General features: G+C 66.2%; 14 protein-coding genes. 7 read left to right on the top strand and 7 right to left on the bottom strand.

From position 1 onward, the window contains the following. Window positions 1-243: 243 nt before the first annotated feature. Window positions 244-951, top strand: coding sequence for an acetyltransferase (locus VAR608DRAFT_RS11405; RefSeq protein ID WP_331713030.1), 708 nt, complete (start codon window positions 244-246; stop codon window positions 949-951). Window positions 952-973: 22 nt separating this feature from the next. On the opposite strand, the gene VAR608DRAFT_RS11410 is transcribed toward VAR608DRAFT_RS11405, so the two are convergent. Then, entirely contained in the window at window positions 974-1,579 is a 606-nt protein-coding gene (locus VAR608DRAFT_RS11410) for a nitroreductase family protein (RefSeq protein ID WP_197700509.1), read from the bottom strand. Between the two features lie 160 nt (window positions 1,580-1,739). Here VAR608DRAFT_RS11410 and VAR608DRAFT_RS11415 point away from each other — a divergent pair, with 160 nt between their 5' ends. Beyond that, on the top strand, window positions 1,740-3,074 hold the full coding sequence (locus VAR608DRAFT_RS11415) for a nicotinate phosphoribosyltransferase (RefSeq protein ID WP_269458564.1): 1,335 nt from the start codon (window positions 1,740-1,742) through the stop codon (window positions 3,072-3,074). Between the two features lie 101 nt (window positions 3,075-3,175). After that, window positions 3,176-4,150, top strand: a complete 975-nt coding sequence (locus VAR608DRAFT_RS11420) for a hypothetical protein (RefSeq protein ID WP_231973443.1) — start codon at window positions 3,176-3,178, stop codon at window positions 4,148-4,150. Here VAR608DRAFT_RS11420 and VAR608DRAFT_RS11425 read toward each other — a convergent pair. The 3 genes from VAR608DRAFT_RS11425 to VAR608DRAFT_RS11435 all read right to left on the bottom strand — a co-directional run bounded on the left by VAR608DRAFT_RS11425 (window position 4,128) and on the right by VAR608DRAFT_RS11435 (window position 7,585). After that, window positions 4,128-5,114 (bottom strand): ribose-phosphate diphosphokinase, encoded by a 987-nt coding sequence (locus VAR608DRAFT_RS11425; RefSeq protein ID WP_088954174.1) that lies wholly within the window; start codon window positions 5,112-5,114, stop codon window positions 4,128-4,130. The genes VAR608DRAFT_RS11420 and VAR608DRAFT_RS11425 overlap by 23 nt on opposite strands. A 101-nt stretch (window positions 5,115-5,215) precedes the next feature. Next, window positions 5,216-5,644: an Hsp20/alpha crystallin family protein gene (locus VAR608DRAFT_RS11430; RefSeq protein ID WP_088954175.1), complete on the bottom strand. Its 429-nt coding sequence runs from the start codon at window positions 5,642-5,644 to the stop codon at window positions 5,216-5,218. A gap of 435 nt (window positions 5,645-6,079) precedes the next feature. Next, window positions 6,080-7,585, bottom strand: coding sequence for a trypsin-like peptidase domain-containing protein (locus VAR608DRAFT_RS11435; RefSeq protein WP_231973444.1), 1,506 nt, complete (start codon window positions 7,583-7,585; stop codon window positions 6,080-6,082). Window positions 7,586-7,758: 173 nt separating this feature from the next. Here VAR608DRAFT_RS11435 and VAR608DRAFT_RS11440 point away from each other — a divergent pair, with 173 nt between their 5' ends. Together VAR608DRAFT_RS11440 and VAR608DRAFT_RS11445 are read left to right on the top strand one after the other, a co-directional pair. Next, window positions 7,759-8,580 (top strand): universal stress protein, encoded by an 822-nt coding sequence (locus VAR608DRAFT_RS11440; RefSeq protein ID WP_088954176.1) that lies wholly within the window; start codon window positions 7,759-7,761, stop codon window positions 8,578-8,580. A gap of 57 nt (window positions 8,581-8,637) precedes the next feature. Beyond that, the gene (locus tag VAR608DRAFT_RS11445) at window positions 8,638-8,790 is read left to right on the top strand and encodes a hypothetical protein (protein ID WP_197700510.1); all 153 of its coding nucleotides are present in this window, start codon (window positions 8,638-8,640) and stop codon (window positions 8,788-8,790) included. A 15-nt stretch (window positions 8,791-8,805) separates the two neighbouring features. Here the strand turns inward: VAR608DRAFT_RS11445 and VAR608DRAFT_RS11450 are convergent, their stop codons facing one another. Next, window positions 8,806-9,096: a hypothetical protein gene (locus VAR608DRAFT_RS11450; RefSeq protein ID WP_197700511.1), complete on the bottom strand. Its 291-nt coding sequence runs from the start codon at window positions 9,094-9,096 to the stop codon at window positions 8,806-8,808. 64 nt (window positions 9,097-9,160) lie between these two features. Further along, entirely contained in the window at window positions 9,161-9,388 is a 228-nt protein-coding gene (locus VAR608DRAFT_RS11455; protein ID WP_088954178.1) for a hypothetical protein, read from the bottom strand. 474 nt (window positions 9,389-9,862) lie between these two features. On the opposite strand from VAR608DRAFT_RS11455, the gene VAR608DRAFT_RS11460 reads away from it, so the two are divergent. Together VAR608DRAFT_RS11460 and VAR608DRAFT_RS11465 are read left to right on the top strand one after the other, a co-directional pair. Then, a complete protein-coding gene (locus VAR608DRAFT_RS11460; RefSeq protein WP_088954179.1) occupies window positions 9,863-10,516 on the top strand; it encodes a BON domain-containing protein in 654 nt (217 codons plus the stop codon). Window positions 10,517-10,538: 22 nt separating this feature from the next. Beyond that, window positions 10,539-10,919 carry a TraR/DksA family transcriptional regulator gene (locus VAR608DRAFT_RS11465; protein ID WP_088954180.1) on the top strand — a complete coding sequence of 127 codons (381 nt, stop codon included), beginning with the start codon at window positions 10,539-10,541 and terminating at the stop codon, window positions 10,917-10,919. A 341-nt stretch (window positions 10,920-11,260) separates the two neighbouring features. On the opposite strand, the gene ppsA is transcribed toward VAR608DRAFT_RS11465, so the two are convergent. Further along, the gene (gene ppsA / locus VAR608DRAFT_RS11470; protein WP_088954181.1) at window positions 11,261-13,690 is read right to left on the bottom strand and encodes a phosphoenolpyruvate synthase; all 2,430 of its coding nucleotides are present in this window, start codon (window positions 13,688-13,690) and stop codon (window positions 11,261-11,263) included. Between the last annotated feature and the right edge of the window lie 27 nt (window positions 13,691-13,717).

Raw genomic sequence — 13,717 nt, forward strand, 5'->3', positions numbered from 1 at the left:
TGAGCCACTGGGATGTCTTCAACGGCGATGCAGACGGCATCTGCGCGCTGCACCAGTTGCGCCTCGCGCAGCCGCGGGCAGCTACGCTGGTCACCGGCGTGAAGCGCGACATCTCCTTGCTGGAGCGCGTTCGGGCGGTGGCGGGCGATACCGTCACGGTGCTGGACGTGTCGCTCGATCGCAACCGCGAGGCTTTGCTGGCGCTGCTCGCTCCAATACTTCGACCACCACTTCGCGGGCGAGATGCCGGCGCATCCGCATCTGCAGCTGATCATAGACACAGCGGCCGGTATCTGCACCAGCCTCCTCGTGGACCGTCACCTCGCCGGCGCGTATCGCGCCTGGGCTGTGGTCGGCGCGTTCGGCGACGACCTGCCGACGCGGGCGAGCGCACTCGCCCGCAGTCTCGGCCTGGATGACGCTTCTGTGCGGTCTCTGCGAGAACTCGGTGAAGGCATCAATTACAACGCGTATGGCGGGAGCGAGGAAGATCTTCTGCTGCCGCCTGCACGCCTGTACGAGCGAGTGCGGCCCTATCGAGACCCGCTTGATTTCATCAAGGACGAACCGCTTGCCAAAGACCTGGCGTTGCGTCGGCAGGCGGACCTGGTCTGTGCCGAAGCGGAGGCCGAGCGCCTGGTGCTCCCGGGCGGCGAAGTGCACCGGTTGCCTGACGCACCGTGGGCGCGGCGCGTTCTCGGCACCTACGCCAACACGTTGAGCCAGCGTGAGCCGACGCGCGCGCATGCGGTGCTGCGGCCGGACAGTGCAGGAGCCGCCGTGGTAAGCGTGCGTTCGCCGCGCACGGCACCGGCCGGAGCGGATGTGCTGTGCCGCGGGTTCGGAGGCAGCGGCCGAGCGAGTGCTGCCGGCATCGATCGCCTGCCGTGTGCACGCTACGAGGCCTTCATCGAGGCATTTGCGCGCGCATTCCCCGGCGAGCCGGGTTGAGCAAGCGACCTCCGGCCAGGACTCATTGGATGAGTCCCGTCCGGCCGATGCTCTGTGCCAGCGCGATGCGCTGCGTCGGCTTCAGATCGAGCGCCTGGGCGAGATTTCGCCGGTCGATCAATGCGCGGACCACCGTCGCCAGCCCGGCAGCTGCGCAATAGAGATAGACGTTTTCGGCGATGCATCCGGCGTCCACGCCGGCGAGGAAGACGCGGTCCTCTTCGCGCGCATCGTGCATGCGTTCGAAGTCGGCCACGTACACCAGGTTCAGGGGTGCCGAGCCGACGAAATCCTGCACTCCGGTGGCTGCCCGCAAGTCGCCAGCCTTGACGAGGTCCAGCCGATGGGCCTGCCCGTCATAGCGCCACGCGCCCTCGGCCATCACGGCATACACGAGCACTTCCTGCCATCCGCGCGCCGAAGGGGCGGTGCGCCCGCCGGATTCCGGGCGGTTCACGCCGAATGCGGCCCAGAGCACGGCGGACAACTCCTCCAGCGACAGCGAATCCGGCAGGAAGATGCGTGTGCTGCAGCGTCGCTGCAGTGCCTCTTCGAGCGTGGCAGCTTGAAGCCGCGGCGCCGGCAGCGTGAGCATGTCGGAGTCGAGATTGAGGGGCAGGATCGACATCGAGATCTCCTGCAAAGCGGAAACCTCAACGATGCCGCATCCGATCAGCAGTCCGATTGAGCTAGCGCAACTGCGGGCGCTGCGACGGGTTGCACAGTGATGCCATCGCAGGAGCCATATCGTGCATCACACCGACCGACAAGGTGGCGCCGGCCGCGCAATCGCCAGCCCGGACTGCAGTCCCTTGTTGGCCGATCTCTACCAACTGACCATGTTGCAGGCTTACTGGCAGCAGGGAATGGCTGGCACCGCGACGTTCGAGATGTTTTCCCGAAGGCTGCCAGATACGCGGAACTTCCTGCTTGCCGCGGGGCTGGAATCGTTGCTCGACTGGCTGGAGGACCTCCACTTCACGCATGACGAGATCGACTGGCTCGCAGGCACGGGGCGCTTCTCGGAGGTGTTCCTCCGGACGCTGCGCGATTTCCGCTTCACGGGCGACGTCTGGGCAATGCCAGAAGGTACGCTGGCGTTTGCCGATGAGCCGTTTCTGCGCGTCACCGCACCCCTGCGTGAAGCGCAATTCATCGAAAGCCGGGCACTCAATCTGTTGCACTTCCAGACAGTGGTGGCGAGCAAGGCTGCTCGCTGTGTGCTGGCGGCGCCTGGCAAGCAACTGGTCGACTTCGGGATGCGTCGGTCCCACGGGGCCGAAGCAGGCCTGCTGTCTGCGCGCGCCAGCTATCTCGCCGGCTTCGATGGGACCGCGACCTTGCTCGCCGGCATGCGCTTCGCGATTCCGCTCTTTGGCACCATGGCTCATTCGTTCGTTCAGGCGCACGACAACGAGATGGACGCGTTCGAGCGCTTCGTACGCGCGCAGCCCGCCAACAGCATTCTCCTGATCGACACCTACGACACGGAGGCCGCCGCGCGCAAGGTTGTGGCGTTGCAGGCGCGGCTGCGCGCGGAAGGCCTGTCGATTCGTGGCGTCCGGATCGACAGCGGCGACCTTGGCGAACATGCTCGCCGTGTACGCGCCATCCTGGACGCCGGTGGCATGCAGGGGACGACCATCCTGGCAAGCGGAAATCTGGATGAGTGGCGTTTGGATGCCCTGGTGCGTCAAGAAGCACCGATCGATGGTTTCGGCGTGGGCACTCGCATGAACACGGCCGCTGATGCACCTTTCCTCGATTGCGCGTACAAGCTTGTTTCCTACGACGGAGCCCCGCGGCGCAAACGCTCCGAAGGCAAGGCGACCTGGCCTGGCGTGAAGCAGGTCTACCGTCACTTCGCACACAGTGGCAGCATCGAACTGGACACACTCGCACTCGACGGTGAGCCGCAGCAGGGAGTTCCCTTGCTGGAGCAGGTGATGGCGGCCGGCAAGAGAACATCGGCGTGTCGGCGCTTGCATGAGGCCCGGCGGCACGCGCGAGAGCAGGTCTCGGCATTGTCGCCTGTACTCCGTGCGCTGCACCCCACGTCGCGGATGCCGGTCGTCGTGGCGCCAAGACTGCGCGCGCTGGCCGCGAGCATGAACGGGGGCTGAGCATCGTGCGAGAGCCATCCCTCGAGACAAAGGTTGCGGCGTTGAGAGACGGCCGCCGCTATCCTGACCCAGTGGATGAGGTGCGCGCCATCGAGACGCACATGTCGTGGGTCTTCATCGCAGGTGACCATGCGTACAAGCTGAAGAAGCCCGTCCGGAAGGATCGGCTGGACTTCCGCTCGCTCTCCGCACGGCACTTCTACTGCCTTGAGGAACTGCGCCTGAACCGTCGCCTCGCTCCCGATGTCTACATTGACGTGGTGCCGCTGTGCGAGGACGCCGGAGGCGGTCTGCGTCTGGGCCAGCACGGCCGGGACCGCGTCGTGGACTGGCTCGTGAAGATGAAGGCCCTGCCTGCTCAAAAGATGCTGGACGCTGCTCTGCACGACCGAACGGCCACGCAGGACCAGATGAAGGCGATCGCCCGGTGTCTCGCCGATTTCCATACGACTTGCGGTGTTGCGCCTTTCGGGGCGGCTGCATACCGCGCTTTGCTGCGAAGGGAAATCGACGAGTGCGAACGCGAACTGTCGATCCCGCGTTGGCACCTGGCAGCGGGCACGGTGCAGGCGCTATGTAGGGCTCAGCGCCACTTCGTGGAGCGGAACGCAGCGCTGCTCGATGTGCGATTGGCAGCGGGCCGTGTCGTCGAGGCGCATGGGGACCTGCGGCCCGAACACGTCTATCTGGGCGAGCCGCCGGCGATCATCGACGCGCTGGAATTCTCGGCGGAACTACGCATGCAGGATGCGATCGACGAAGTGGGCTTCCTCGCCCTCGAATGCGAACGACTGGGAGCGCCCGTGTTGGGTGAGACGTTGATCGGGTCCTATCTCGGCTTCTCGGGCGACGCGGTGCCGCGTGCGCTCATCGAGTTTCACCAGAGCTGCCGGGCGATGTCGCGCGCACGGCTGGCCATTGCGCACCTGCATGAGGAAAAGTATCGCGACTCGCCCAAATGGCGGCGGCGCGCGCAGCAGTATCTTGACCTCGCCGCGGGTCACATGGCGGCGTGCAAGCGCAACATCGCAATGCAGCGGGAGTCAAAGCAGCCTAGGAAGCGAGAAGTTGCGTGATGGAGCCGCCTGTCGCCAGCCGCCGGATGGCTTCGGCGAAGAGGGCGTGTGTCGGGAGCACGACAAGCTTGTCTCTCACCGGGCCCTCAGGCAGACGTTCCGGCGGCACAGTGTCGGCGATCACGATGCTTGCCAAAGCGGGGCGATCCAGCGCGCTCGCCGCGTTGCCGACGAACAGCCCGTGTGTTGCTCCAGCGTGGACCGAGGCCGCCCCCAACCTGGCACAGACTTCCGCGGTACGAGCGATCGTGCCACCGGTGCCGATCAGATCGTCCACGATGATGGCGAACCTACCACTGACATCGCCCACGAAGAGCTCGCCACTCACGACGCCGCCGCTGCGGTGCTTTTCGGCAAAGGCCGACCCTACCGGTCGGCCCAGCGTCTGCTCCAGCCGAAGCCGGAACCGCTCCGCCCGCTGGATGCCTCCCGCGTCAGGTGCAACCACCACCGCCTCGGCGTTCCCAATTCGCGGCGCGAAGTGCCGCACCAGCAGGCCGGTTGCCTCCAGATGGTCAGTTTGGCAACGAAATGCATTCTGGTACGCGGAGAGGTTGTGCACGTCGAGCGTCACGATCCGATCAGTGCCGACCGCCTCGAACATGGTCGCCACGTAGCGCGTTGTGACAGGGTCGCGCGGCTGGCTCTTGCGGTCCTTGCGCGCGTAGCCCAGATAGGGGACAACCGCGGTAATTCTTGCGGCGGACGCATCGCGCAATGCGCCCAGGAGGAAGAGTAGGCGGCAGAGCTTGTCGTTCACACTGGCGCGCGCATCCGAGTGAAGCGATTGCAGCACATACACATCGCGGCCGCGTACGGAGCAGAGCGGCCGAGACTTGTGCTCACCGTCTTCGAACTCGCGCTCCTCCAGCGGCGATAGCGCGAGATCCATGTGCTTTGCGACCGCCTGCGCCCAATGCAGCGTTGCAGCCGGTGCGAAAAGGCAGGGTTGCGCGTTGTCCATATGTGCAGTCTGCGCGGGGACGACCCGTGTTCGGCCGACTCCGGTTCTGTCTGATCTCGAGCCGCCAACCCGCCTCCGCGGGCCGGGGCTGGAACGCCCGCTTACTCGATGACGATCTTCGAGGCGGTGGCGGGGGCCTTCTTCGGGAGTTCCAGCGTGAGCACACCGTCGGCGTACTTCGCCTGCACCTTGGTGTCGTCCACGTCCTGGCCCAGGCTGAAAGTGCGCGAGATCGAGCCGTAGTAGCGCTCGCTGCGCAGGACCTTGTCGCCTTCGCCGCGGGTTTCCTTCTCGCTCTTGGTCTCGGCATCGATGCTGACGATGTGGCCGTCGACCTTGATGCTGATGTCTTCCTTCTTCACGCCGGGGATGTCGGCCTTCACGTTGAAGGCCTTCTCGTTCTCGGTCACGTCGATGCGCATCTTCAGTGGGGCGGGTTCGCCCTCGAAGACGGTGGGAGGGAAGAAACGGCGCAGCGCCGTTTCGAAGTCGTTGCCGAACACCGGGTCCAGCAGTCGCAGATTGCTCATGGTAGCTCCTCGGGTCAAAAAGCTGACTGATCACGCGTGGGCCATTGCACCACGCGAAATTCAATGTAGGCCGCTGCAAGAGCAAGCGGCTTGATCTGGCTCAATCGGATCGCGCGCTCGGCGTGCCCGTTGACGAAGTACGGCGCTATCGGAGGCTCGCCGAGGCGGCCCTCAGATGCGCAAGCGGACTTGCCCGGCGCGCAGTACCCGCTCGTGGTCGATCGCGACCCGAAGGTGCAGGTGCCTCTGCTGTTCTGGCGCTCGGAATTCGGCGAGTACCCAGGGCGCATGGTGGCCGGCGTGGACGCATTGGCTGCGCGGGCACTCGAGCGGAGAAACCGCGGCGAGGGCCGTCCGCAGCGTCACGATCGACGGACGGATCGTTCCCGCGCCGGGCTCGTACGTGCGAGAGTCATAGCCGGCGCGTGCCGGGAATCATTCAGTTCCGATCTGGCCCGAAGCTTCCGACAGGGACGGGCGACGCACCGCGACATAGACCAGCCGCCGGTCGCGCATGACGAGCAGCGCGACATTGCGGCCGGGGAGCACCTTCGCCACGGCGCGCCGGTAGTCCTCGACGCGGTCCAGCCGTGTTTCGTTCAAGGCCACGATGAGGTCGCCGGGGCGCAGGCCTTCGCTGCGCGCGGCGCCCGTGGCTTCCCGGACCATCAGGCCGCCGTCGATGCCGAACTGGGCGCGCTGCGTGGCCGGCAACTCGCCCAGCGTCAGGCCCAGGCCATCGGCCCACTCGTCCAGGCTCTCCGGTCGCAAGGTACTTTCGTGCGTCACGCTTTCCGAGAGAACGACCGGGATCGGAACCGGTCCGCCTTGACGCCAGACCTCCAGAAGATGGCGACTGCGGGGCGGCTCGGCGGCGATCCGCTGCAGAAGGTCGGTGAAGCGGGCGACCGACACGCCGTCGAATGCGGTCACGACATCACCGCGTTTCAGGCCGGCCGCCTGTGCGGGACCGCGCGCATCCACGCGCACCACGAGGGCGCCTCTGGCGTCGGACAGGCCGAAAGCCTGCGCCAGCGCCGGGGTGACCTGCTGGAACTCGGCGCCGATGCGCGCCCGGCGCACATGCCCGCTCGACTTGAGTTCCATGGCGACCTTCATGGCGACGTTGATCGGCACCGAGAAGGAAAGCCCCATGTAGCCGCCGCTGCCGCTGTAGATCAGCGAGTTGATGGCAACGACCTCGCCGCGGCTGTTGAACAGCGGGCTGCCCGAGCTGCCCGGATTGATGGCCACATCGGTCTGGATGTACGGCACGCCGGCTGCGCCGATGAATCGATCGACGGCGCTGACCACGCCCGCCGTGACGCTGCCGTGAAAGCCGAAGGGGGCGCCGATGGCGGCAACCCAGTCGCCGGGAGAGAGCGTGGAGGAGTCGCCGATGGGAGGCGGCGTGAGGCCCTTGGCTTCGATCTTCAGCAAGCCGACGTCCGTGGGACGGTCGATCCCGACCACGCGGGCCAGGTAGATCCCGCCGTCATCGAGGCGCACCCGGACCTCGTCGACATTGGCCACCACATGGGCGGCGGTGAGGATCAGTCCGTCGCTACTCAGGGCCATGCCGGAGGCCAGGTCGCGGATCTGGCTGATGCGGGCTCTGGCCGGCAGCGGCCTTGCGAGCCGATCGGCAAAGTCCATCTCGGGTTCGAATTCCAGGTCGCCGTCGTCCATGCGCTCATCGGGGACTTCGCGCCCGATACGCAGCGTGGTGATGTCGACCACGCTCGTACGGCGGCTCGCCACGAGCGAAGAGAACGCGGGCGCGGTCGGCACGGCGTATTCCGCCGCGGCGGGCGAGCCGGCGAACTGGGCGGCTGGACCCGGGCCCCTGGATGCGCAGGCACAAAGCAGGCAGGTCGAAGCGAACAGCGCGAGGCGCAGGCGGAGCCCCGAGGCGCGCATGCCGACGGAAGAGACTTTCATGATCTTTCCATCGTCATGGGGAAGCACGCCGGCGGCATTGCGCTGAATCAAGTCGCGCAAGTGCACGAGGTGCACGAGGAATCGCGGCCCGAGTGCTGAGTTGACGCGGCGCAAGGCGCCGCGCCGAACCAGGGCGCAGACTGCCGGCGACCAAAGCGTTGAAAGGAACGGCCGTGCAGACCCCGAAGTCCATCCTGCTCCATCTCGACAGTTCGCCGCGCGCCACGGTGCGGATCCAGCTTGCGCGATCCTTGGCCGATGCCTTCGAAGCGGAGGTCACGGGCTTGCCCTGCACCCTGACGGCCCTGATGCGCTATCCGTACGCATTGAGCGCGGCGCCGGATGCGATCTCCATCATGAAGGAGCTCGACAAGGAACGCCGGGACAAGGCACTCGCCCTCTTCGTGGATGCCGCTGCCGGCTCGCCACGCCTGCATTGGGAAGAACCCATCGGCGACGAGCCCTGGGCGTTTGCCCGGCGGGCGCTGTATGCCGACCTGCTGGTCCTCGGCCAGCGCAATGAAGAGGATCCCGACGCGGCGGACCTGCCGCCGGAGTTCGTGTCCAGCGTGCTCGTCGAATGCGGCAAGCCCGCGTTGATCGTGCCCTACGCGGGAACCGTGGCGGCGGTCGGGCAGACCGTCCTCATCGCCTGGAAGGAAACGCGCGAGTCCGCTCGCGCCGTGACAGCCGCGCTGCCCTGGCTCTCGCGTGCGCGCTCCGTGCAGGTGGTGGCTTACGGCGAGGCGGCCGAAGCTTCACTGCGCAGGCTGCAGACCTATCTGCGGACGCAGGGCGTCGATGCCTCGGTACGAACGGGCGGGGTGGACGACGGCGAGATCGGCGAGCGCCTGTTGTCGCTCGCGGCCGATGTGGGTGCAGATCTCCTGGTGATGGGCTGCTACGGTCACAGCCGCGCGCGCGAATGGGTGGTCGGCGGCGCCACCCGTTCGATCCTGCAATCGATGACCTTGCCGGTGCTGATGGCGCATTGATTCATTATTGGCAGAGGGGATCGCATGCCCTGGACAACGGACCGCTTTCCCCCTGCCATGGCAGCGCTGTCGCCGGCGGCACGTGCCAAGGCGATCGAGATCGCCAATGCGCTACTTCTCTTGGGACATGAAGAAGGGATGGCGATCCGGATCGCCATCGCGAAGGCCAAGGAATGGGCGATACGTCACGGAGTCGACTTGCGCAGTTGAAGTTGGCGGCTGACGTCAGGTTGCAGACACGTCCGAGACCGCGGCCGGCAGCGTGAAATGATCGGTTCCGAGCACCACTGGCTGGGTCGGCTCACGACGATGGTGATGCAGTGCCACCTGTTCAATCACATCGAAGTGGTCTCTGCAGGCCTGAACGAGGCTGTCGCCGCCGCCAGTGGCGCCGAACAGATCGCGCAAGGTGTCTTCCGAGATCTCGGCGATCACTCGACGGCCACTGCGCCCCTCAGGATAGATCGGGAACAACACGCTTGCTCGATCGAAGCAATAGATCGCATCGGATTCCATGTTTGCGTACCCCAAAACGAAATGATCAAAGGGCCTCGTGCGTGCAGTTGGGAAGGCTTCCAATTTAGCGTTTGCAGATGATTTCGGGCCAAAGGGCGCCTCCCTCGGGGCTGTAGCGCCAGATGATCTTCCTGACCTTGGCCTTGCCCTTGAAGGCATCGTCCACATTGGCGTCTTCCGGAATCACGATCGTCTGTCCGACTTCCGGCAGCCGGCCAAGATACGGATGGTGAGACGTGCCAACCGGGAGTTCGAGCGGTGTCGCGGATCCCGAATAGATCGTGAGTCGCATGATGGCGTGCTCCTAAGGTCAAATGTCGAGGGGGACTCCACCACCGAATCGCGCGGCCCATCGGTCCCAAGCGTCCTGGCAGAGGGCGACGAAGGTTTGCGTCAACTCGCCCATGGCATGAAGCTGTGCCTGCTGGAGCTTTTCCGCCGAATCCTGAAACAAGCGTTGCCACCCAAGTGCGGAAAGCAGAAAGGCATCTTGAGGACGCGGCTGAGGCGATTCAGATTTATGCATAAGGACCCTCTTCGCACGGATAGCTTTCAATGCGCCATGAAGCCATCCTAGGCGCGTTGGTAGGGGCACCTGTTGATCTGCGTCAATGCAGCCGGGGAGCCTCGAAGGCGACCCGGGTGTCGCCGTCACACCAGCCTTCGATCCAGCATTTGATCCAGCACAAGCCGGTGCGCAGTCGTCGTCCTACATTGGTCTGCCGCGAGGCCTCGCGCCGCGCGTGCCTCATGTGAAAGGAGCGTCATGAAATCCGATGCATTGATCCGAGCCGATGTATTGGCCGAACTCGCCTTCGACCCCGCGATCACGTCGACCGATGTCGGAGTGATCGTGAGGGAAGGGGTGGTCACACTGACGGGCTCGCTCACGAGCTACGCGGAGAAGCGTGCGATCGAGCGGGCGGTCCAACGGGTGCATGGCGTGCGCGCCGTCGCGGTGGAGATGACCGTCAATATGCCTAGCGGCCGCGAACGCACCGACGCTGACCTCGCAAGTGCGGCCGAACGTGCACTCCAATGGCATGTTCTGGTGCCTGACGGCAAGGTTCGTCCGCTGGTGGAGAACGGCTGGATCACGCTCGAGGGCGAAGTCGAATGGGCCTACCAAAGCCACGCGGCGGAGACTGCCGTGCAGTCTCTGGTGGGTGTCGTTGGCATCACGAATCGGATTTCGGTTCGCGCGCGCTTCGGTCCGGCCGACATCCAGAGGAGCATTGGGCAGGCACTTCTGCGCCAAGCCTACCGAGAATCACAGCACATCGACATCGCCGTAGACAACGCCGTGGTCACCCTGACGGGCAAGGTTCATTCGTGGGCCGAGCGAAGGGCTGCGCAGGGTGCAGCCATGTCCGCACCGGGTGTCGAACGGGTGATCAACCACCTGCTGGTGGAAGCCTGAGCGACCCGCGGGAGGCCAGTCCATGTCACGAGTCACATCAGAAGACCGCGAGGCGCTGCGCAGGCAGCTTGAAGCGCTGAAGCACCGTGCGCTGGACGAACTGCGCCGGCGCACCGACCCGATGGACGCGATCCCGGAACGGGTCTCATACGAGCACGAGGTCCACAACAATGCGGAGGACGCAGAGGGGGAGCGCAGCGAGGACCTGCGCTTCGCCGAGATCGACATCGATCGTCAGCGCCTGCAGGAAATCGAAGAAGCCCAGCGGCGGATGATGCAAGGGAGCTACGGCGTGTGCATCGAATGCGGCGAAGACATTCCGCGGGAGCGGCTCATGGCCTACCCCACCGCCCTGCGCTGCAACGCGTGCCGAGTTACCTGGGAGAGAAAGCGCCGCGGCTGAATCGAAGCTGGACGCCAAGGTCGAATCGGCACACAAGGTCAGAAGCTCGGTGGCATGATCGGCCTTCAGATCGGCCGCGTCAAACTACCACTGCGCCACCGGTCGAACAGGTCAGGACGTGTTGCAGCCGGAGAGCAGCAAGAAGAAGGAGCCGCCGGGCATCTCTGGCTAGCGCATATACGCCAAATCGCGCACATCCAGCTGGAATGCAGCCCTATCCGCACTGTGCAGCGGCGGCCGCTGAACGGGGCTCGAGTGATCTGCATCATTTCGGGCCCGAGCGCGCTACCTAGGCTGAAGGTCTTCCAAGAATCGCCCGGAGCGCCCCCGCGGCATCCAGTTCACGTTCCGTCCTGCGCACCGCGCGGCGACCGCCCGAGCCGCTGCTCGACCTCGAGCACCTCGCGCAATACAGGAAGCAGCGTATCGGGCGTGACGCTGATCGAATCGATTCCCAACTCGACCAGCCAACGGGCCAGCTCGGGATAGTCCGAGGGCGCCTGGCCGCAGATGCCAACGTGCCGCCCGTTGCGCCGGCCGCCAACGATGGCCTGTTCGATCATGGCCTTCACGCCTTCGTCGCGCTCGTCGAAGTCGAAGGCCACCAGCTCCGAATCGCGATCGACGCCCAGCACGAGCTGCGTCAGGTCGTTGGAGCCGATCGAGAAGCCGTCGAAGAGAAGGGAGAACGCGTCGATCTGGAGCACGTTGTTCGGGATCTCGCACATCACCAGGATCTGCAGTCCGCCGACGCCGCGCTCGAGCCCCAGCGCGGCCATCGCCTGCAGCACGCGCTCGGCCTCCTGCACGCGGCGGCAGAAGGGGATCATGAGCTGCACGTTGACCAGGCCCATCTCCTCGCGCACGCGGCGCATCGCCGCACACTCCAGCGCGAAGCCCTCGGCATAGGCCGGATGCGCGTACCGCGACGCGCCGCGAAAGCCGATCATCGGGTTCTCCTCGTGCGGCTCGAACCAGCGGCCGCCGAGCAGGCTCGCGTACTCATTGGTCTTGAAGTCGGACATGCGCACGATCACCGGCCGCGGATAGAAGGCCGCCGCGATGGTGCCCACGCCTTCGGCGAGCTGGCGCACGAAATAGTCCGCCGGCCGCTCGAAACCCCGCGTCAGGCGGGCGATGCGCTCGCGAACCGCCGCATCGTCGATCTTCTCGGGGTGCAGCAGCGCCATGGGGTGGGCCTGGATGTGTTCCGCGACGATGAACTCCATGCGCGCCAGACCCACGCCATCGGCCGGCAGCAGGCCGGTCTGGAACGCAAGGTCGGGATTGCCGACGTTCACCATCACGCGGGTCCGCGGCCGCGCGAGCCGCGAGACGTCGGTGGTCGTCGTGGACCAGGGCAGGGCGCCTGCATAGACGTGCCCCACCGCGCCCTCGGCGCAGGAGACCGTGACCTCGTCGCCGGTGCGCAGGCGCGCGGTGGCGTTCTCGCTGCCCACCACAGCCGGGATCCCCAGTTCGCGCGCCACGATCGCGGCATGGCAGGTACGCCCGCCGCGGTTGGTCACGACGGCGGCAGCGGCCTTCATCACGGTGCCCCAGTCCGGCATGGTGCTGTCGGCCACCAGCACCTCACCGGGGCGGAAGCTGGCGAGCTGCGAGACATCGTCGATCACGCGCACCTTGCCCGAGGCGATTCCGCCACCCACGGCGCGGCCGGTCACCCGCGGTTCGCCGTGGTCCTGCAGGCGATGCTGCTCGACCAGGCCCAGCGGCCGCTGCGAGACGACTGTCTCTGGCCGGGCCTGCACGATGTAGAGGTGGCCGTCCACGCCGTCCTGGGCCCACTCGATGTCCATCGGCATGGACTTGCCGGCCTTGCGGCTGTAGTGCTCCTCGATCCGGATGGCGGCGTCGGCCAATTCCAGCACCTGCTCGTCGCCGACGCACAAGCGCTCACGGTCCTGCGGAGAGGTCGGCACGTTGCGCACGGTCTCGCGGCCGGCGACTCCGGTGGCGTAGACCATGCGCCACTCTTTCGACCCCATCCTGCGCCGCAGCACCGCGCGATGGCCCTGGGCGAAGGTGGGCTTGAAGACGTGGAACTCGTCCGGATCGACCGTGCCCTGGACCACGTTTTCGCCCAGGCCCCAGGCGCCGGTGATGAAGACAACGTCACGAAAGCCGGTCTCGGTATCGAGCGTGAACGCCACGCCGGCGGCTGCGCGATCGGCGCGCACCATCTTCATCACGCCCACCGACTGGAACACCTTGAGATGGTCGAGGCCGTGCTCGGCCCGGTAGCTCATGGCGCGGTCCTTGAACAGACTGGCAAAGCAGCGTCGCACGGCATCGAGGAGGCGGGCCTCTCCCGAGACGTTCAGGAAGCTTTCGTGCTGGCCCGCGAAGCTGGCGGCGGGCAGGTCTTCCGCCGTGGCGGAGCTGCGCACGGCGAAACTCGCATCCGGCCCGTACTGCGCCAGCAGCCGCGCATGCGCTGCGGCGATCTGGTCCGCCAGTTCGGCAGGCAGCGCGGCGCCGTAGACGATGTCCCGCGCGCGCGCGGCGCGGCGCGCCAGTTCGTCGACGTCGCGCGTGTCCAGCCCCTGGAACAGCTCGCGCAGGCGCGACCAGGCACCGGCCTCGTCGAGCGTACGGCGGTAGGCGTGGGCGGTGATCGCAAAGCCGTTGGGCACCCGCACGCCCTGGGGCGAGAGCTCGCGGTACATCTCGCCGAGCGAGGCATTCTTGCCGCCGACCTGGGCGACGTCGGCTGCGCCGATATCGGCGAACCATCGGATGAGGTCCATGGGTGTTGCCTCCTGCTGCGTGCAAGT

The organism is Variovorax sp. HW608 (assembly GCF_900090195.1).
Lineage (GTDB): Bacteria > Pseudomonadota > Gammaproteobacteria > Burkholderiales > Burkholderiaceae_C > Variovorax.